This is a genomic window from Carnobacterium divergens DSM 20623 (assembly GCF_000744255.1).
In the GTDB taxonomy this organism is placed as follows: domain Bacteria; phylum Bacillota; class Bacilli; order Lactobacillales; family Carnobacteriaceae; genus Carnobacterium; species Carnobacterium divergens.
On record NZ_JQLO01000001.1, the window covers coordinates 265,347 to 283,671 of the forward strand.

Here is an 18,325-nt window from a genome sequence, read left to right on the forward strand (position 1 = left end):
AAAACGAACCGACAGTCATTTCTGACTGCTGGTTCGTTTTTACTTACTTATTTAAATAAGACCATATACCCAATCAAAATTACACCTAAAATAATACGATAGTACCCAAAGGCTTTAAAGTCATTTTGTTTGATATAGCTCATTAAGAATTTAATTGCGATAATAGATACGACAAAGGCCACGATCATGCCGGTAAACAGAATAGCATATTCCATACCAGTAAAGTGGAACCCGAATTTCACAAGTTTTAGTAAACTTGCACCAAACATAACTGGAATTGATAAGAAGAATGAAAATTCAGCAGCAATGTAACGGGATGTTCCTAAAATAATTGCACCAATAATGGTCGCGCCTGAACGTGAAGTTCCAGGAATTAAGGCCAACACTTGGAAAACACCAATCAATAAGGCTGTTTTATAAGTCAGTTGATTGAAGGTAGTAATTGCCGGTTTTCTGTCCTTATTCCAATTTTCAATAACAATAAATAAAATACCATAAATAATTAATGTGAATGCAACGGTTTGAAAGTTATAGAACTTTGCTTCTAACATATCGTCAAACTTTAACCCAATGACAGCAGCAGGTAATACAGCTACGATTACTTTAAACCAAAGGGAGAAGGTGTCTGATTTTTCCTCCTTTGTTTTTTTAGGGGAAAAAGGATTTAACTTGTGAAAATAGAGGACAACAACTGCTAAAATAGCTCCTAATTGAATAACAACAAAAAACATTTCTTTAAAGGCAGCAGAAGTATTTAACTTAATAAATTCGTCTACTAAAATCATATGACCTGTACTACTAATCGGTAACCATTCAGTAATTCCCTCAACGATTCCTAAAAGTACGGCTTTTAGAATTTCAATCATACGTGATATATCTTCCTCTCAAAATTATTTCCTATTTTAAAATAGGCTCAGTAACTATTAGTATAAGCTTTTTTTGTAAATATTCCTAATGAAATAATGAATATTTATAGATTTTTAAGAAATCCTAAACCTTAAAAAAAACCGTAGATTATTTCCCCGGAAATAATTCACAAAAAAATCGTTTGCCTCTAAAGACAAACGATTCTTTGTTTAACGATAATTTTTAATTGCAAGATAAACCATAATGCAGCTAAATCCTTGGATAATAAAGAATGCTCCCAAAATTAAGCCAATCCCAATTCCAATCAAAATGGGACTAAAGAAAGAAATAATTGCTACAATTACAGCAATAACACCCAAGGTTAAAATCCAAGTCCAGCCAGGGAAATTCTTCATTGCAACAGCAGTCATTAAACGCATAATACCTGAAAATAAAACCCAGATAGCAAATAATAAGACCAATGTTTTTTGAGCGATTGCTGTATCGAATAAAATAAAGCCACCGGCTACAAGAGAAGCAATCCCATCAAATAAAACCCAATTGGATATATTCCATACTCTACGTTCTTGAATATAAGAAAAGATTTCAATCACACCGTTTGCTGCTAATAATAACCCAATCAAGATAATAGCTGTTTTCAGAGAACCGCTTGGGTTGAAAATAAACCAAAAACCTAAGACAATCATTAAGATGCCACTCAGTAATAATAAGGTTTTAAAAAAATTCTTCATGAGCTTTCGCCTCCTAGTTAAGTAAGTACCTAATAAGCATACTATAAGACGCAGAAAATTTCTTCTCATAACCCTTAAAAAAACTAATTAATAGGGGCTTGCTTTGTTTTCAATTCCTTCTCGTAAAAATAGAGAGTTGTCAGGTAACAGACAGAAATTCCAAATAAAATAACTCCGCCCGTTATTCTTAAAACAAATACAATGCTCGTTAAATGAGGCGCAAGGGATTTACCTGTAATTGTTTCTAGTAAAGAAAGAATAGGGATTTCAAAGAAATGACAAAAACTAATAAACAATAAAAATAAAAGACTTTGTTGAAAGATACTCCCTAACTTTCCCCATCTATTTTTCACCAATAAACTGCTATCCTTAAGTCCAGTGGTTTTTGTGTAAGCAACTTTATTAAGCAATGAACTATTAAGATTACTAAAAAAACCAATTAAAAATCCACCAACTGGAATGCAAACTGGAATAAAAATCAATCCGGTTCCCACTAACAAGGAAATACCACAAAGCGTTACTTTTTCTACTTTTGGGAACAAATTTAAAACTTTAGTGCCTAAAAATAACGAGCTGATAATTCCTAACCCGTAAGCTAGATAGATAAATGAATAGAGATATACTCCTTTTTGTAAAGAGAAAAGATAAAATGTTCCAAATAAAATAAAGAAATTTGTTAACATTCCCTGTAAAAAACTGAATAGATAAACATAACGAGGTAAGCTAAATTTAAAGGAAGAGTGTTGAATTAAATAAAACACTCCAATCAAAAGAATGGCAAGCAAGGTCATTAAAATCAAGCTAAAATGATTATCAGCTAACACTCTCAGGGATTTTACAGCAAAAGTCATACCTGCTAAAACTAAAAATAAAAGAAAGAAACGACTATCAAATGAGGTATTTGGCATTTTTCCATGATCGTAATGCGGCAAGTTTCTTAGTAAAAAGAAACTAACTAAAAAAGCGATTCCATACAGACCAAAGGCTAATTCAGGAAGGTTTACTTTTACTAAAAGAATAATTAAAGGCATGAACAAAAGTATGGTTAAAAAAGCAAAGCCATAATCTTTTCCAGAAAAAGACCGATGAAATAGTCGGCGTTCATGGTATTGAATCGTTAAGTAGAGTGGCAATAAAAGACTACAAGATAAGCCGAGTAAAATAGCTGATAGGTCTAGCCACAAAGCATTTATAGAAACCAAAATCCCTAAGAAAGAGCCAACAGAAGCTAAGAGTAAAAAGAAGAGCAACAATTCTCTAGTGGAGACCTTTTTTCCAAAAGAACGAACCAAAAAAGTGCCAGTTAAATTACACACATAAAAAACAATTAATGGAAACCAACCGTTTAAAAAAGTAGGGTAATGATTGCCGATTAGCAAGTATAAAAAATAAGGTAAAAATAAAGTTGTATTCACCACAGCATACGTAAAAAAAAGCAACTTGTTTTTCATTGAGAAATTCCTTCCTAATTCCTAAATTTGACTACTTTTAATGCTAAATCAAATTGATTTAAAAAGCAATTAAGGAATTGTTAAATTGCTCGTTTTTTGATTCTCAACAATGGTCACTTTATGGTATGATAAAGTGTAAGCCTAGACGGGTTAGATAAAATTTAAACAAATGAAGTGAGGGATTTAGATGTTTGGATTATTTAAGAAAAAAGAAGCGCAAAAAGAAGTCTCAGAATTAAAAGGGAAATTGTTTTCACCAGCAAACGGCGAAGTGATTGCAATTGATAAGGTTAGTGATCCAGTCTTTTCACAAAAAATGATGGGAGACGGTTATGCAGTAATTCCAACCGACGGAAAAATCTATTCTCCAGTAAACGGCAAAGTACTAAGTGTTTTTCCAACGAAGCATGCTGTGGGGATTTTGATGGATAATGGCGTAGAAATTTTATTGCACATGGGGTTAGATACAGTCGAATTAAATGGAGCGCCATTTGATACAGTCGTGACAGAAGGACAACTAATTACGCCAGAAACATTGATTTCAACTGTTGACTTAGAGCAATTAAAAGCGGCAGGTAAAGACAATGCGATGGTTGTTGTTATTACGAATATGGAAAAAGTAGCCGACTATCATCTTACAGTTACTGGTGAAGCAAAAGCAAGCACAGAAGTTGCTTCATATACAGTTGCCTAATTTAAAAGGAAAACTTGTTATCCTAAGATAACAAGTTTTTTTTGATTTCTTCACTTTTGAATGTTTTATTAAAAGCAAATATGCTATGATAATACGTAGCTTCACTACATAAGAAAAGCGCCAGAAAGGAGCAGGTTAATGGAACAACTTCATAAAATCAAAGCGATTCAAAAGGCCATCATACAAAAACAATATAGTGTCTATTACCAACCTAAAATTGAAAAACAAACCAGAAAAATCATTGGTGCAGAAGCCTTAATGCGTTTAAAAGTCGAAGCTGATATTGTTTCTCCATTTGAATTTATAAATGAAGTAATTCGTTTAGGGAAAATGGCTGAGATGCAAGCGTATCTAATCAAAGAAGTTGTTGCAAAACTTAATTCTGAAACGCTTATCCATAAAGAATTTTCTATTTCAGTGAATATCAATGCAGAAGACTTGGTAAATGAACGTTACATTGAAGGCATTATCGAGGAGTTAAAGAAAGAACTGCTTAATCCATCCCAACTTGAATTAGAAATTACTGAAAAAAAAGAAATTGTAGACTTGATGAAGGCACAAAAAAATGTGACTAAATTAAAAGAACTCGCAATCAAACTGAGTTTAGATGATTTTGGAAAAGGCTACAGCTCATTAGCCTATTTAAAAGCTTTTCCCATCGACACGTTAAAGATTGATCAATCTTTTGTTCAAGAGGCATTAGTCAGTTGGAAGACGCAAGAAATTATTCGCGCAATCATTCAATTAAGCCACAATCTCAACATTCAGGTGGTTGCAGAAGGTGTTGAAACAATCGAACAATTGCAATTTCTGGATGATTTAGGTTGTGATATTTATCAAGGATTTTATTTTGATGCAGCGATTCCTTTCAGTCAATTAAAAGAAAAATGGTTGGAAGATAAGGAAGGCAATAGCTTAATTAACTAATAAGATAGACTCCCTTCACACGTTGAAGGGAGTCTTTTGTATTACTCAGGTCGAGTAATCGTGTATTCTTTTTTGAGAGTAGCGTATTGGTTCCCTGCTAAACGCGCCACAGGGTGTAGTTTAGCAGATAAAATATAGTCACGTTCTTGATCAAATACAGATTCCTTAAAGTAAAAATCAGTAACGTTTACTAAAAAAAGATCGGTAATCACTTGTCCATCCTCATTGGTTACCGGGATGTGCTGATGCAAAGTAGCTTCAAAACGAATGTTAGCTTCAGCGATACTTGGCACAGCTACCGTTTTACTAGGGGTCGTAGTAAGAGATGTTAAGGCGAGTTCGCTCTCATCAAAAGCAAGCGAAGCAGCAGTCTGGTTCATTTCAGTGACAAGCGTTTCATCCACAATATGAACCACCAACTCTTTAGTCTCTAAAATATTTCGCGCAGAGTCCTTGCATTTGCCATCTCTTCTTAAAATAGCGATAGAAAGCAAGGGCAACTCGTTAGAAACACCACTAAAAAAGCTAAAGGGAGCAATATTTAACACACCAGCATCCTTTGATTGGGTTGTTAGCCACGCAATTGGTCGCGGAATCACACTGCCACTTAAAAATTTGTACTGCTGCTTCTTTGAAAGATCTTGGCTACGATAATGAATCATTTTAGTGCTCCTTTAGTTGCAAGCCATTCCTTAGCAGAGGCAACTTCTTCATAGGTCAGTTGATGTCCTTGTTTGGTCCAGAGAACGTCGGTTTGTCCGTGTCGCATTTGAAAAGCATCGACAAGAGCTTTCGTTGCCTCTTGTGGAACAATAGGGTCGTTAATTCCAGCCGAAAACCAAACACTTTTTTTAGCTAAGTCAAAATCAGCTTCGTGTTTTCCAAGAGACATCCCGTGAAAGAAAATCCCTCGATTTGGACTCTCCATTCGTTCTAACAAAAGATGCGCGCCAATATTAGCCCCGTTAGAATAACCTACAACCACCCAATCGTAAAGGGCAATATTGTGTATGTCAGAAAATTCAATTAAAAAGGCAAGCAAGTAATCGGTTTGTACCTCTAAGTCAACTAAATCAAATTGTCCTTCAGCAAACCGACGAAAGAAACGATTTGCCCCTGCTTCAGAAACCCTTCCACGTAAAGATAAAACGGTTGAGTTTGGAGACAAGGCACTAGCCAAATCAATTAAAGAGTGCTCATCTCCCCCCGTTCCATGAAGCAACAGTAGAGGAGGAGCAGTTTGAAGGCCTTCTTGATAAATATATTCCATCTTAATCTCTCCTTGTTGTATCAAATGGGCGTACCATTCTTTCAATTTCTGCACGTTCAGCTTCTAAAAATGGCGGCAATGATAATTTTTCCCCCATCGTTTCATAAGGCTCATCTTGCATAAAGCCAGGACCATCGGTTGCAAACTCAAATAAAATATGCGGACCTACTCGAACGTAAAGGGACTCAAAGTAAAAACGATCGACGTAACCTGATTGAGGCAAACTATAATCTTGAATCCGACTAATCCAAGCTTCAAGAGCAGCACGATCTTCAACTCGAAAAGCGACATGATGCACATTGCCAAAGCCTTCCATTGCTTGTGGTAAATCGTCACGATGCTCCACAATCACTTGACCGCCATTTCCACCTTCGCCAACTTCAAATAAATAGGCATTTTCTTCTTGAGCAATTTCATTCATTTTCATCACTTCAACAAGCATTAAACGCATTGCATCAAGAGAAGAAACTGTAAGAAAAATTGGTCCTAAGCCAACAATAGCGTAATCATAGGGAACAGGACCTTTTTGCCAAGGAATTCCTGCAGGAACACCAGAATTGTGTTCATCAGAAATCAATTGATACTGCTGACCATCAAAATCGACAAATTGAATGCTTTTATTGCCAAATTGAGATGTAAGGCCCGTATGAGTCACGTTATGTTGATCAAAACGCTCTAACCAGTAGTCTAACGCGTTATCACTTGGAACACGAAAAGAAGTTTTTGAAATACTGTTTGTTCCTTTTGTTCCCTTTGGAATCCCAGGGAAATCAAAAAAAGTCATATCAGTTCCGGCGCTTCCTCGATCATCTGCAAAAAAGGTATGGTATGTTTGAATATCATCTTGATTTACCGTTTTCTTTACTAAACGCATCCCTAATACCTCAGTGAAAAAATGGTAATTCTTTTCAGCGCTACTTGTCATTGCTGTTACATGGTGTATTCCTTTTAATTCGTTCATTTTATTTCCTCCAGTTGAGCCTCAATGGCTGTTCTATTTTTTTCTAAAAATGGGGGTAACGCTAAATGGGTTCCTAATTCTTCAAGGGATTCATCTAATTGAAAGCCAGGAGAGAGAGTAGCTAATTCAATTCTTAAGCCACTAGGCTCTTTAATATACAAGCTTTTAAAGTAACCACGATCGACGTATTCTTCAATAGTCCATTGATCCGTTAATGCTTGTTGATAGAAGCCTTCTAGTTCATCGTTGCTGTCAACTCCATAGGCGATGTGGTCAATTGTTCCACGGCCAAAGCGAGTTCGATCTTTTGACTGACTGGCAAGGACGGTTGTTTGATCCAAATGTTGCTCCGTAAAAAAAGTGTCATTTTCTTGTTTTAGACTTAAATAATCAGAAAGAAAGCGTTGCGTTTCTTTAAATTGATCTGCAACAATGCTTACTTTAGCAATCCGAATAATTTGCTTGTTAGCAGGAATAGAAGTGTGTTTTGTAGCCTTGTGTGGCGCAATTTGTTCCTCCATTTCAACTAAGGCGATTTTAAAACCATCGTTGTCTTCTACTAAAAGCTCATGGTTTTTAAGCGTTGTTGAAATGTTAAAGTCAGCAAAGCGACGTTGCCAATAATCTAGACTGTGAGAAGGGACAGCTAATGAAACCGTTGAAAAATAACTTTTTTTATCGACACGATGACCTAGCTTTGGAATTTCAAAAAAAGTCAGCAAGGTTCCAGGTGTGCCTTCGTAATCTCCATAAAATAAATGACGCATCGTTGTATTTTCTTGGTTTACTGTATTTTTTACAAGACGTAAACCTAAAACAGTTGCGTAAAAGTCATAATTTTCAGTGGCATTTTTTGTAAATGCTGAAATGTGATGAAGTTGGTTGATCATAAAAGAACCTCCTTTTTATCTGATAAATAGAGTATACCTTATTTACTTACAAAAAGGAAGTGAATTGTTTTTTGTATGAAAAAAAACACTGAAAACCAAGAGGTTTCAGTGTTTTATAAAAAAGGAAATTTTATTAAACGTAGACACAAACACATTCAGGAGCATAAACATCCTTTTGAACAAGACTTAATAATCCAGTCTGAGGGTCACGTTCAAATAAGGTTAAGTTGTCAGATTCTTGATGACCTACAACCACAAACTCATCTCTTGCAGTTAAGTTGAAATCACGAGGGATTTGACCTTCTGTGCTAATTAATTGAATTTGTTTTAGTGAAGCACCGTCATTTTGAACTTCGTAAACAACGATCGAATCATGTCCGCGATTGGATGCGTAAAGGAATTTTCCATCTTTTGATAGGCGAATAGCAGCGCCACCGTTAAAATCAGTGAAATTTTCAGGAATTGTCGGCACGGTTTCTAATTCTTTAAAACGACCAGTTGCAGCATCATAACTTAAGACAACGACAACGCTTGCTAATTCACCAAAAAGATAAGCTACTTTTCCATTTGGATGGAAAACAAGATGACGAGGACCAGTTCCAGGAGCAGCTTTAAAGCGCGCCACTTCAGTTAGCTTTCCTTCGGTTGAAACGCTGTAAGTATAAACTTCATCAGTTCCTAAATCGCAAGCGACAACATAGTGTTGATCTGGAGTTAAGTCGGCATAATGAGCATGAGGCGTTTGTTGATTTTCATGAACACTTGAACCTTGATGAGTCACTGTATCCAGCAACGTTAAAGTGCCATCAGCAGCTGTTTGTAAGACAGCAATTTCGCCTTTGTGGTAGTTAGCGGTGTATAAGAAGTTTCTAGTTGCATCTACTCCAACGTAACAAGGCGGAGCGCCTTCAGCAGTAACGCCATTGACGAAAATAAATTCGCCGTTTTCATTTTTACGGTAAGATGCCATGCCGCCTTTTCCATCGATTTTTACAACAGGATAAAGCGTCTTGTAGTCAGGGGATAAGCCAAGATAAGTTGGACTATCAGCCTTAGCGACAACGGTTAAATTTTCTAATTGTTTTTTCTCAGTATCTAATGTAATTTGATAAACACCTTCACTAGCGCGTTTGGTGTAAGTTCCTAAATAAATAGTCTCTTTCATGATTGAATTCCTCCCAATGTTTGCGTATTCATCTGAACTCTTTTAGTATAGCATAAAATTTTGAAAGGGTTAACAATTTATTGGAGAAGGCTTATGAAAAAAACACACGTTGAAATAGATGATTTCAACGTGTGTAAATGATTATAAGAAAGGCATTCCTTTTTTTAAATGCGTAACTGCTTCAAAAATCCGTTCATTTGAGGCCGTATCTTTATGCTCAATCAGTAAATTTGCTTTTTGTTGATTTCCTTTGCTCATTTTAAAGTTATCAGAGGCAATCCGCTCAAGAATACAAATCAAATCATCTGCATTTACGGTTACTTCACCAGGCAATTCATTTTGGTACGCCTGCTGCAATTGAAGGGAATCTTTTTGTTGGTAAAAATTATTTTCAAATTGATAAAAGACAACCGGTTTAGTTAAGAAGCTAAAATCAAAGGCTTCTGAAGCGTAATCGGTAATCATCAGTTTGCTTTCTTTGATTAAAGTCATAGGATCATCCATACGTTGCAAACGAACAGTGCAATTTAAGGCCTCAAATTCTGTTACATATGTTTCAAAAGCATGAGGTAAAGCGATGACAAATTCAAGCTTATGACGAGCTAAAAACTCTTGCATGTCAGTGCTAGCAATCAAAGCCAAATAATTTTTAGCAAGGACATCGATAAACTCAGTTTGGAAATGCAAACCTGTTTCATGATCGATAGGGTAAAAGAGCAATTGCTGCTTCATTTCAGGCGTTTCCTTATTATCAAAAAGACGATCATAGCGTGACAAGCCTGTAATAGCTACTTCTTTATCAGTATAGCCTAAAACATCTTGTACGAGTCGTTTTTCATTTTTAGAACTCACCAAAAATAAATCTGTTTCAAATTGAAGAGAGCCACGACCTAGCGTCTTGGTCTCATCTTGCAAGCCAACGATGCCGTTTTGCAAGTACACTTTTTTAGCGCGAACAAAGTTTAATAAAGGCTTGGTTCTGGTTGGATAAATGTCGTAAGGGGCGAAGGCCGTCAACAAAGTCTCGCTCATCAATAAGTGCCAAATGTATTCTTTAGATTTGTATTTTAAAAGATGGTCTTCACCAAATGGCTGAAGCTTTTGATAAGCATCAGAAGCTGGATCAATGACATAATAAACTTCCTTTTCAGGATGCTGCTGGCGTAAGTAACGATAAAAATCAAAACCGTTAGAAGACGCTTGCGTAGGTTTTTCGCCCACAATCCAAATTTTTCGACGTAAATAAAAAGGACGAATAAACCAAAAAGTCCATAATAATTCTTTAAAGTAATCAAACACTTCTTTTTCAAAACGAGTCGAACAAATGCTTAGCCCTTGGTATTGCGTACTAAACTTAGGTGAAAAGGCAAACGTGGTATTGCCGTAAGAAAAATAAGTGTGCTTATAAATTTTTTGTGAATGCATTTTTTCAGGATTTGCAACGCGAACAACCGTCGGGTCAAAAAGTCCATTCAAGTACACATCAAAATAGAGATCAAATTCTTCGTCTGCCAAGTCATTTAAAAGCAACTCCATTGCAAAATCCTCTACATCAATTAAAAGATCATATCCATAACGATACAAATGTGTCCCAGCTTCTAATTCTTCAAGCATATGATTTGAATGAATCACATGGGTTAAGCCTGATTTACGACCCACCATAACTGTATCAATCCGGTTGATGGCAATGGCTTTTGATACAATTTCTCCAGAAATTGCTATTTTATTTTTCTTCGTTTTAATCTGAGTAATATGGCTATCTTGAATATAACGAATGCTTCGAACAGGAATATTTACAGTAAAGCAAAACCCATTTGTTTTACGACTAATATAAGGATAGATATAGTCTTCACGATCTTTAAATTGAGTAATTCCATAGGAATCAAAGTAATCAAATAAATCAAGTGAAAGAGGTTCTTGTTTTTCAATCCACTCACCACCGATAAAATAGCTTATCTCAAAATAAAATTCAAAATGGGCACGTTCCCCAGTTGATAATACTTGATGGATAAACGCTATTAAATTAAAACGGAAAGAAAAGGTATCCGTTTGGCTGACGATGGTTTCAAAGGTATAGCGCTTTCCAGTTTCTCTATGTAAAATAAAGAATTCTTTAAAATAAACCGGATGTTCTTTCGACAGTGAAACACTCGTGACAATGTCTTCTTCCTGTTTACTGATAGAAAACGTGGGGTGGGTAAGACTTGGTTCATTAGCTTTCTTTTTTAATAATAAGTGAGAATCTCTAATTGATGTTCTCAATGACATAATAGTTTCCTCCGATATCGATTTGCTACCTAATTATCCAACGTTAATAATACCAGTATCCAGAACCTGTGGCAAATAAATCTAGGGAATGTAAAGGAACTGTAATGTGACTAGAAAACCGATTTTCTTAATAGAAGCTCGTAGTTGAGTGCCCCTGCCTAACAAATCCATTCATTCTATGCTAAAATAAAAGGAACTAAAACGAATTATAGAAAGAAGGAAACACATCATGTTAACCGGAACCGTAACGAGTATTGGCACGCAAGCCATCAGTCAAAAAGATCCTATTATTATTTTATTTGGAGAAGAAGCAACAGAAGATATTCGAGAAGTTTCAGTCATCCAAGCTTTTCCATCAGATAAAGAAGCGATTACTTTAGAAGTAGGACAAAAGGTAGCCTTTGACGACACTGTGTACATGATTACTGCGGTAGGCAGTTTAGCTTCTGATAATTTAAATAGCATTGGACATATTACTTTGAGCTTTACAGAAGTACCAACAGAGGACATGCTTGGTAATGGAATCTACTTAACCCCATTCGCCTTGCCAGAAATAAAAGAAGGAACGACCATTCATTACTATCAAGATTAACATTACAATCAAAAGGAGGAACTGGAATCAATGGAAAATCCAGAAAAAACAGAAACAAATCGCAAACCTTTTTCTTGGTTTTGGAAATGGTTTTTAAATAATAAGTTTGTGACTGTTTTATTAGTCAATTTATTGATTTTACTTAATGTTTTTACGCTTTCTAAGATGAGTTATCTTTTTGAACCTATTGGCAGCTTTTTTAGTGTTGTCGGGTTGCCAATTATTTTAGCGGGTATTTTATATTATTTGATTAATCCATTAATTGATTGGCTTGAAAAACGTCATGTGTCAAGAAATATAGGCATTACCATTGTCTTTATCTTAATTATTGGTCTGATTGTGTGGGGAATTGCTATTTTGATTCCATTGATGCAAAAGCAGACGATGAGCTTTATTGACAATTGGCCTGACTATTGGAAAAAAATCAATACGGAAGTAGATGGCTTACTAAATAGTGATTTGTTTTCTCAAGTACAGACTCAAATTAGTTCAGTAAACAAAGATTTATTTTCATCTACGGCAGGCAAATTAAATGGAATGGTGAATTCAACCTTTTCTAGTATTGGAAGTATTGTTGGAACAGTCACCAATATTATCGTCGCCTTGATTACAATGCCGTTTATCTTATTTTATCTATTGAAAGATGGAAAACGATTGCCGCATTTTATCATGCCGCTAGTTCCAAGTAAAATGCGAGACACGACCTATAACGTTTTAAAAGAAATGAATACCCAAATCAGTCAATACATTCGAGGTCAATTAACGGTCGCCTTTTTTGTTGCCATTATGTTTATTGTTGGATATGCGGTGAGTGGGTTAGAGTATGCGGTAACGTTAGGAATTTTAGCTGGATTTTTGAATTTGATTCCATACTTAGGTTCATTTTTAGCGATGGTTCCAGCCGTTATTATTGGCTTGGTTGATTCACCAGGAATGTTAATTAAAGTCTTAATTGTTTTTGCAATTGAGCAAACGATTGAAAGTCGCGTGATTTCTCCACAGGTTTTGGGGAGCAATTTAGACATCCATCCGGTAACGATTATTATCGTGTTATTGACGTCAGGAAAATTATTTGGTGTCGTAGGGGTTATTTTAGGAATTCCTGGATACGCTGTTTTAAAAGTCTTAATCGCCTATTTATTCGATTGGTACAAGGAAGTCTCTGGATTGTACAAGCATGATCACAACCCAGCACCCGACCCAGCCGCAAAAGAAACTGAAAAGTCTACGTAAAGTGCGTTCAATCAATCAAAAGAGTTTGTTCATAAAATGTGAACAAACTCTTTTTGATGTTGTAAGAATTTGCTAAGAATTGCAAAGGATTCTTTTTTTTAAAGAGAGAGTCTTATATAATATAGGAATCGAATTCTAGCCAATTTTTGGAATAAATGCATTCTAGAAGTTCTGGTTTCTAATAGAAATAGCAATAAAAATAAGGTATGATTAGATAAATGCTTAAAACAAGGAGATTTTTGAAAAGATGACTGATAACATTGAAAGAAAAAGAGAGTCTAAAATAGATTACGGCATTATTTTATCGGTTATGTTGTTGTGTGTCATCAGTATCGCAACAATTTATTCAACGACCGTAATCGCTCAAGACAACGGTCTAAAACCAACCATCATGCATATTGCGTGGTATGTTGTTGGTGCAGCAGCAATTGCTGTTATTATGCAGTTTGATTCCGAGCAGTTATGGAAGCTCGCCCCCATTGCGTATTGGGGCGGTATTATTTTACTGGTTCTTGTTCTCTTTTTATACGATCGAGATACCGAAAAAGTAACTGGTGCAAAGAGTTGGTTCAAGATTGGTCCTTTAACCTTTCAACCATCAGAAGTCATGAAAGTTGCGTTTATCTTAATGATGGCGCGAGTGGTAACAAAGCACAATAGCGAGTATGCAAGGCATCAGGTTTCAACGGATTTTCTATTATTAGGAAAAATGTTGTTGACGTCATTAGTCCCATTAGTGTTAGTTCAATTGCAAAATGATTTAGGAACGACGCTTGTATTTTTAGCGATTATTGGTGGAATGGTCTTAATGTCAGGGGTTACTTGGCGTATTATTGCGCCTCTGTTTATTGCTGCTTTTGGGATATTTGGCGGAGCATTGTGGCTAGTAATGAACGATAGACCCTTCTTACTAAAAATGGGGTTTCATGAATATCAATTTGACCGAATTGACTCATGGTTAGATCCGTATCACGATGCAGCAGATGCAGCATACCAGCTTGTTCAAAGTATGAAGGCAATTGGTTCTGGGAAGGTATTTGGTAAAGGCTATGGCATTTTTGAAGTCTATGTACCTGTCCGAGAGTCAGACATGATTTTCTCAACAGTTGCTGAAAATTTTGGTTTCATTGGCAGCTGTTTATTGATTTTTATTTATTTCCTATTAATTTATCAAATGATTCGCATTTGTTTTGACACAAAAAATGAATTTTATGCCTACATTGCGACGGGTGTTATTATGATGATTTTGTTCCACGTATTGGAAAATATTGGAATGAGTATCGGGCTGTTGCCATTAACAGGAATTCCGCTACCTTTTATTTCTCAAGGTGGAACGGCGTTACTTGGCAATATGATGGGCATCGGTTTGATTATGTCGATGCGGTACCATTATAAGAGTTATATGTTCTCAGATGAAGAACGAGAATTTTAAAATAAGTACAATGAAATGCACCCTCATGTTATACTAAATAAAATGACAAACGGGAGGAACCAAATAATGATTCAATTTTACGAACACCCAAGATGCTCAACTTGTAAAAAAGCCAGAGCATGGTTAAATCAAAACGAAGTCGCTTATCAGCCAATCAATTTATTAGAAACACCTCCAACAAAAGTGGAGTTAAAGACTTGGATTGAGCAGTCAGGCTTGCCAATACGTCGCTTTTTTAATACAAGTGGTGGAAAATACCGTGAGTTAGGTTTAAAAGATAAATTGGATGAGATGGATTTAGAAGAAGCTTGCGAATTACTAGCTTCAGATGGAATGTTGATCAAACGTCCGTTAACAACCGATGGAAAAAAATTGACCTCAGGTTTCAAAGAAGCAGATTACGAAGCAAATTGGAAATAGAGTGGAGCGATAATTCATGACAATCAGATATAGCGACAATGGACTTTGGGTTCAAAAAGCAGGAAATGAATATACTTTAGGGTTGTCTATTAAAGGACAAGACGATTTAGGTGAAGTGATGTTCGTTGATTTAACAGATACAGCAGCTACAATCGAAAAAAACGAAACCTTAATCGGTGTGGAAGCAGCAAAAGCAGTAACAGAATTAACCGCGCCTTTTGCGGGTAAATTAGTTAGAAAAAATGAAGGCTTGTCTGAAAATCCAGAAGCTTTAAATAGTACCAACTATAGTGAAAACTGGATTGCCGTATTAAGCAATGTAGATGAAACGGAATTTAATGCCCTATCTGAAAAAGAACCACAAATAGGTTGACAGATAACTTTCCAGTCTGCTACACTAAGAACAATTCAAATAACAAAGCAATGATAAGAAGAGTAAGTTTTGACACGCATTTAATAAGAGAGCCTCGGTAGCTGAAAAGAGGAAATGTACGTAGAACTGAAGATGGTCTTTGAGCAGAGTAGATGAGCGAATAATCGTAAATCTATTACGGGTGCACCCGTTACAGTGCCACAGTATAACGAGTTGCATGAAAGCTCAAGTACTGATTGAGGTTGATTTAGTGATGAATCAATAAACCAAGGTGGTAACACGAAACGTCAAAACTTTCGTCCTTGAATCAAGTGAAACTTGATTTAGGGATGGGAGTTTTTTTATTTTTCCATAAGTAAAAAAGAGGAAAGGTCGGTTAAGGACATGATTGAATTAAAAGCAATAAAAAAATCGTTTCAAACAAAAAATGGAACAATCAATGCAGTAAATGGCGTTGATTTAGCAATTAAAAGTGGCGAAATTTATGGAGTCGTTGGGTATTCTGGGGCTGGGAAAAGCACGCTTATCCGCATGTTTAACGGATTAGAAACACCAACAACAGGAACCGTTTCAGTGGATGGGCAAGTGATTTCAAGCCTAAAAGGCGGAGCGCTACGTAAAGCACGTCAAAATATCGGCATGGTTTTCCAGCATTTCAATTTATTATGGTCAAGAACCGTGATTGAAAACATTATGTTTCCTCTTGAAATCGCACAATTTCCAAAAGCATTACGCTTAAAAAAAGCTAAAGAGCTGATTCAGCTTGTCGGTTTAGAAGGTCGTGAAAATGCTTATCCTGCTCAATTATCTGGTGGACAAAAGCAACGTGTGGGAATTGCGCGGGCACTTGCGAATGATCCTAGTTTGCTCCTTTGTGACGAGGCTACAAGTGCTTTAGATCCACAAACAACGGATGAAGTGTTAGATTTATTATTAGATATCAACAAACGACTAAACCTAACAATTGTACTGATTACTCACGAAATGCACGTGATTCGTAAAATCTGTGATCAAGTGGCTGTGATGGAAGACGGGAAAATTGTTGAACAAGGAAACGTGTTAGATATTTTTACAAAACCAAAAGAAGCTGTGACCAAGCGCTTCATTCAACAAGACAGCAATCCAGATCTTGGAGATACCAATTTAGTGGTCGAGGAGTTAGTACAGCAATATCCAGAAGGAAAGGTTGTTCGTCTAACCTTCCACGGAGAGCAAGCAAAATTGCCAATCATTTCAAAGGTTGTCAAAGAAGATGGCATTGATTTGAGCATTATTCAAGGCAGTATCCAACAGACACAAGAAGGTGCCATCGGTTCTCTTTACGTTCAATTAACAGGAGAGTCGCTTAAAATTGACGATGCAATTAAAAATTTACGAACATTACGTGTTGAAGTTGAGGTGATTACAAATGCAGAATCTTAAAATAGGAACCGTTGATTTTTCACAAGTAGATCCAGAAAAAATCAAAAGTGCGACACTTCAAACCTTAGGAATGACAGCAGGTTCTTTGATATTGGTCTTTGTATTAGGTATTTTACTAGGCTTGCTACTCTATCAAACAAGTGGAAAAAGCAACCCACTGGCGCGACTATTGTATTGGGTCGTTGCGATCTTAGTCAATGTGTTCCGCTCAATTCCTTTTATTATTTTAATTGTTCTATTATTGCCTTTCACCAAAGCACTTGTAGGAAGCATTATCGGACCAACCGCTGCGTTACCTGCCCTAATTATTTCAGCAGCTCCATTCTATGCACGGATGGTGGAAATTGGTTTTAGAGAAATTGATAAAGGTGTCATTGAAGCAGCAGAAGCAATGGGAGCCAATAAATTTCAAATTATTTACAAAGTACTATTACCAGAAAGTTTACCAGCCATCGTTTCAGGCTTAACCGTAACCGCCATTTCCTTAGTGGGCTATACTGCAATGGCGGGTGTTATTGGAGCAGGTGGTTTAGGAAATCTAGCTTACCTAGAAGGCTTCCAACGCAATCAAACAGCAGTGACAATTGTAGCCACACTAGTGATTTTAATTATCGTCTTTTGTATTCAAGCGATTGGCGATATTGCAGTAAAACGTATTGACAAACGATAATAAAAAAATGAGAATGTGGGGGAATTTATTATGAAAAAATCGAAAATTTTTGGAATCATTTTAACATTAGGTTTAGTAGGAACACTAGCAGCTTGTGGAAATGGCGGCAAAGACAGTAAAAAAAGCGACGAAGATACCTTGAAAATTGGGGCAAGTAACGTCCCTCATGCTGAAATTTTAGAACATGTGAAACCAATTCTTGAAAAAGAAGGGGTTAAATTGGATATTAAAACGTATACTGATTACGTGATTCCCAATAAAGCCTTAGCAGACGGGGAAATTGATGCGAACTATTTCCAACATATTCCTTATTTTAAAAACCAAGTCAAAGAAAACAATTACAAATTTGAAAATGCTGGAGAGATTCATATTGAACCTCTTGGCTTGTATTCAAAACGCGTGAAAGATTTAAAAGATGTTAAAGAAGGCGCAACTGTAATTGTGAGCAATTCACAAACCGATTGGGGTCGAGTAATCAGCATTTTACAAGATGCCGGTCTCGTAAAAGTTAAAAAAGGTGTGGATATTACAACAGCAACCTTTGACGATATCGCTGAAAACCCTAAAAAGCTAAAATTCACATATGAAAGTGACCCTGCATTAATGACAACGTTCCTAGACAATGACGAAGGAGACTTGATTGCAATCAACTCTAACTTTGCTGTTGATGCCGGATTAGATCCATTAAAAGACGCAGTCGCTCTTGAAAAAACAAGTTCACCTTATGCAAATATTATTGCAGTTCGCTCTGAAGATAAAGACGATCCACGCATCAAAAAACTAGTAAAAGTACTAAAATCAGAAGATGTAAAAAAATGGATTTTAGACAAGTGGAAAGGTGCCGTTGTACCGGTTGACTAATGAATAAAAAATGAGAAAGTAGGCTTTTAAAGCGTACTTTCTTTTTTATTGGATTCCAATTATGTTAAACTTAACTGAATGATTTAGGACAAAGGAGC

19 protein-coding genes and 1 other annotated feature are annotated in these 18,325 nt (G+C 36.0%); of the genes, 10 read left to right on the forward strand and 9 right to left on the reverse strand.

Translation table 11 applies throughout. From position 1 onward, the window contains the following. Positions 1 to 47: 47 nt before the first annotated feature. The 3 genes from BR52_RS01260 to BR52_RS01270 all read right to left on the reverse strand — a co-directional run bounded on the left by BR52_RS01260 (position 48) and on the right by BR52_RS01270 (position 3,049). Entirely contained in the window at positions 48 to 866 is an 819-nt protein-coding gene (locus tag BR52_RS01260; RefSeq protein ID WP_034568464.1) for an undecaprenyl-diphosphate phosphatase, read from the reverse strand. A gap of 210 nt (positions 867 to 1,076) precedes the next feature. Continuing rightward, entirely contained in the window at positions 1,077 to 1,598 is a 522-nt protein-coding gene (locus BR52_RS01265) for an HdeD family acid-resistance protein (protein WP_034568467.1), read from the reverse strand. Between the two features lie 83 nt (positions 1,599 to 1,681). Then, complete coding sequence (locus BR52_RS01270) at positions 1,682 to 3,049, reverse strand: hypothetical protein (protein WP_034568469.1); 1,368 nt, start codon at positions 3,047 to 3,049, stop codon at positions 1,682 to 1,684. A 187-nt stretch (positions 3,050 to 3,236) separates the two neighbouring features. Here BR52_RS01270 and BR52_RS01275 point away from each other — a divergent pair, with 187 nt between their 5' ends. Together BR52_RS01275 and BR52_RS01280 are read left to right on the forward strand one after the other, a co-directional pair. After that, positions 3,237 to 3,743, forward strand: coding sequence for a PTS sugar transporter subunit IIA (locus BR52_RS01275; protein ID WP_034568471.1), 507 nt, complete (start codon positions 3,237 to 3,239; stop codon positions 3,741 to 3,743). A 138-nt stretch (positions 3,744 to 3,881) separates the two neighbouring features. Then, positions 3,882 to 4,670 carry an EAL domain-containing protein gene (locus tag BR52_RS01280; RefSeq protein ID WP_034568473.1) on the forward strand — a complete coding sequence of 263 codons (789 nt, stop codon included), beginning with the start codon at positions 3,882 to 3,884 and terminating at the stop codon, positions 4,668 to 4,670. 41 nt (positions 4,671 to 4,711) lie between these two features. On the opposite strand, the gene BR52_RS01285 is transcribed toward BR52_RS01280, so the two are convergent. From BR52_RS01285 to BR52_RS01310, 6 genes are all read right to left on the reverse strand, one after another. Further along, complete coding sequence (locus BR52_RS01285) at positions 4,712 to 5,332, reverse strand: flavin reductase family protein (RefSeq protein ID WP_034568475.1); 621 nt, start codon at positions 5,330 to 5,332, stop codon at positions 4,712 to 4,714. Beyond that, positions 5,329 to 5,940 (reverse strand): alpha/beta hydrolase, encoded by a 612-nt coding sequence (locus tag BR52_RS01290; protein ID WP_034568477.1) that lies wholly within the window; start codon positions 5,938 to 5,940, stop codon positions 5,329 to 5,331. Before BR52_RS01290 ends, BR52_RS01285 begins: the two co-directional genes overlap by 4 nt. A 1-nt stretch (position 5,941) precedes the next feature. Further along, a complete protein-coding gene (locus tag BR52_RS01295) occupies positions 5,942 to 6,901 on the reverse strand; it encodes a ring-cleaving dioxygenase (RefSeq protein ID WP_034568478.1) in 960 nt (319 codons plus the stop codon). Beyond that, a complete protein-coding gene (locus BR52_RS01300) occupies positions 6,898 to 7,791 on the reverse strand; it encodes a VOC family protein (protein WP_034568480.1) in 894 nt (297 codons plus the stop codon). The genes BR52_RS01295 and BR52_RS01300 overlap by 4 nt, the downstream gene beginning before the upstream one ends. A gap of 133 nt (positions 7,792 to 7,924) precedes the next feature. Then, positions 7,925 to 8,956: a lactonase family protein gene (locus tag BR52_RS01305; protein WP_034568482.1), complete on the reverse strand. Its 1,032-nt coding sequence runs from the start codon at positions 8,954 to 8,956 to the stop codon at positions 7,925 to 7,927. Positions 8,957 to 9,097: 141 nt separating this feature from the next. Further along, a complete protein-coding gene (locus BR52_RS01310; protein ID WP_034568484.1) occupies positions 9,098 to 11,224 on the reverse strand; it encodes a CDP-glycerol--glycerophosphate glycerophosphotransferase in 2,127 nt (708 codons plus the stop codon). Between the two features lie 229 nt (positions 11,225 to 11,453). Between BR52_RS01310 and BR52_RS01315 the strand changes: the two genes are divergently transcribed. The 8 genes from BR52_RS01315 to BR52_RS01350 all read left to right on the forward strand — a co-directional run bounded on the left by BR52_RS01315 (position 11,454) and on the right by BR52_RS01350 (position 18,227). Next, positions 11,454 to 11,816, forward strand: coding sequence for a PTS glucitol/sorbitol transporter subunit IIA (locus BR52_RS01315; protein WP_034568486.1), 363 nt, complete (start codon positions 11,454 to 11,456; stop codon positions 11,814 to 11,816). Between the two features lie 30 nt (positions 11,817 to 11,846). Continuing rightward, on the forward strand, positions 11,847 to 13,049 hold the full coding sequence (locus BR52_RS01320) for an AI-2E family transporter (protein ID WP_034568488.1): 1,203 nt from the start codon (positions 11,847 to 11,849) through the stop codon (positions 13,047 to 13,049). A 247-nt stretch (positions 13,050 to 13,296) separates the two neighbouring features. Beyond that, entirely contained in the window at positions 13,297 to 14,481 is a 1,185-nt protein-coding gene (locus BR52_RS01325; RefSeq protein WP_034568490.1) for an FtsW/RodA/SpoVE family cell cycle protein, read from the forward strand. A 66-nt stretch (positions 14,482 to 14,547) separates the two neighbouring features. After that, positions 14,548 to 14,901 (forward strand): arsenate reductase family protein, encoded by a 354-nt coding sequence (locus BR52_RS01330; RefSeq protein ID WP_034568492.1) that lies wholly within the window; start codon positions 14,548 to 14,550, stop codon positions 14,899 to 14,901. A 16-nt stretch (positions 14,902 to 14,917) separates the two neighbouring features. Further along, positions 14,918 to 15,274 carry a glycine cleavage system protein H gene (locus BR52_RS01335; RefSeq protein WP_034568494.1) on the forward strand — a complete coding sequence of 119 codons (357 nt, stop codon included), beginning with the start codon at positions 14,918 to 14,920 and terminating at the stop codon, positions 15,272 to 15,274. A 41-nt stretch (positions 15,275 to 15,315) separates the two neighbouring features. Then, positions 15,316 to 15,581: a binding site (T-box leader), on the forward strand. 77 nt (positions 15,582 to 15,658) lie between these two features. Next, complete coding sequence (locus BR52_RS01340) at positions 15,659 to 16,696, forward strand: methionine ABC transporter ATP-binding protein (protein WP_034568496.1); 1,038 nt, start codon at positions 15,659 to 15,661, stop codon at positions 16,694 to 16,696. Next, complete coding sequence (locus tag BR52_RS01345) at positions 16,683 to 17,366, forward strand: methionine ABC transporter permease (protein WP_034568498.1); 684 nt, start codon at positions 16,683 to 16,685, stop codon at positions 17,364 to 17,366. Before BR52_RS01340 ends, BR52_RS01345 begins: the two co-directional genes overlap by 14 nt. A 30-nt stretch (positions 17,367 to 17,396) precedes the next feature. Continuing rightward, positions 17,397 to 18,227: a MetQ/NlpA family ABC transporter substrate-binding protein gene (locus BR52_RS01350; RefSeq protein ID WP_034568500.1), complete on the forward strand. Its 831-nt coding sequence runs from the start codon at positions 17,397 to 17,399 to the stop codon at positions 18,225 to 18,227. Positions 18,228 to 18,325: the final 98 nt, after the last annotated feature.

Coding starts and splice junctions, on each gene's coding strand:
- BR52_RS01260 (WP_034568464.1), bottom strand. CDS start 866: ATGATTGAAATTCTAAAAGCCGTACTTTTAGGAATCGTTGAGGGAATT.
- BR52_RS01265 (WP_034568467.1), bottom strand. CDS start 1,598: ATGAAGAATTTTTTTAAAACCTTATTATTACTGAGTGGCATCTTAATG.
- BR52_RS01270 (WP_034568469.1), bottom strand. CDS start 3,049: ATGAAAAACAAGTTGCTTTTTTTTACGTATGCTGTGGTGAATACAACT.
- BR52_RS01275 (WP_034568471.1), top strand. CDS start 3,237: ATGTTTGGATTATTTAAGAAAAAAGAAGCGCAAAAAGAAGTCTCAGAA.
- BR52_RS01280 (WP_034568473.1), top strand. CDS start 3,882: ATGGAACAACTTCATAAAATCAAAGCGATTCAAAAGGCCATCATACAA.
- BR52_RS01285 (WP_034568475.1), bottom strand. CDS start 5,332: ATGATTCATTATCGTAGCCAAGATCTTTCAAAGAAGCAGCAGTACAAA.
- BR52_RS01290 (WP_034568477.1), bottom strand. CDS start 5,940: ATGGAATATATTTATCAAGAAGGCCTTCAAACTGCTCCTCCTCTACTG.
- BR52_RS01295 (WP_034568478.1), bottom strand. CDS start 6,901: ATGAACGAATTAAAAGGAATACACCATGTAACAGCAATGACAAGTAGC.
- BR52_RS01300 (WP_034568480.1), bottom strand. CDS start 7,791: ATGATCAACCAACTTCATCACATTTCAGCATTTACAAAAAATGCCACT.
- BR52_RS01305 (WP_034568482.1), bottom strand. CDS start 8,956: ATGAAAGAGACTATTTATTTAGGAACTTACACCAAACGCGCTAGTGAA.
- BR52_RS01310 (WP_034568484.1), bottom strand. CDS start 11,224: ATGTCATTGAGAACATCAATTAGAGATTCTCACTTATTATTAAAAAAG.
- BR52_RS01315 (WP_034568486.1), top strand. CDS start 11,454: ATGTTAACCGGAACCGTAACGAGTATTGGCACGCAAGCCATCAGTCAA.
- BR52_RS01320 (WP_034568488.1), top strand. CDS start 11,847: ATGGAAAATCCAGAAAAAACAGAAACAAATCGCAAACCTTTTTCTTGG.
- BR52_RS01325 (WP_034568490.1), top strand. CDS start 13,297: ATGACTGATAACATTGAAAGAAAAAGAGAGTCTAAAATAGATTACGGC.
- BR52_RS01330 (WP_034568492.1), top strand. CDS start 14,548: ATGATTCAATTTTACGAACACCCAAGATGCTCAACTTGTAAAAAAGCC.
- BR52_RS01335 (WP_034568494.1), top strand. CDS start 14,918: ATGACAATCAGATATAGCGACAATGGACTTTGGGTTCAAAAAGCAGGA.
- BR52_RS01340 (WP_034568496.1), top strand. CDS start 15,659: ATGATTGAATTAAAAGCAATAAAAAAATCGTTTCAAACAAAAAATGGA.
- BR52_RS01345 (WP_034568498.1), top strand. CDS start 16,683: ATGCAGAATCTTAAAATAGGAACCGTTGATTTTTCACAAGTAGATCCA.
- BR52_RS01350 (WP_034568500.1), top strand. CDS start 17,397: ATGAAAAAATCGAAAATTTTTGGAATCATTTTAACATTAGGTTTAGTA.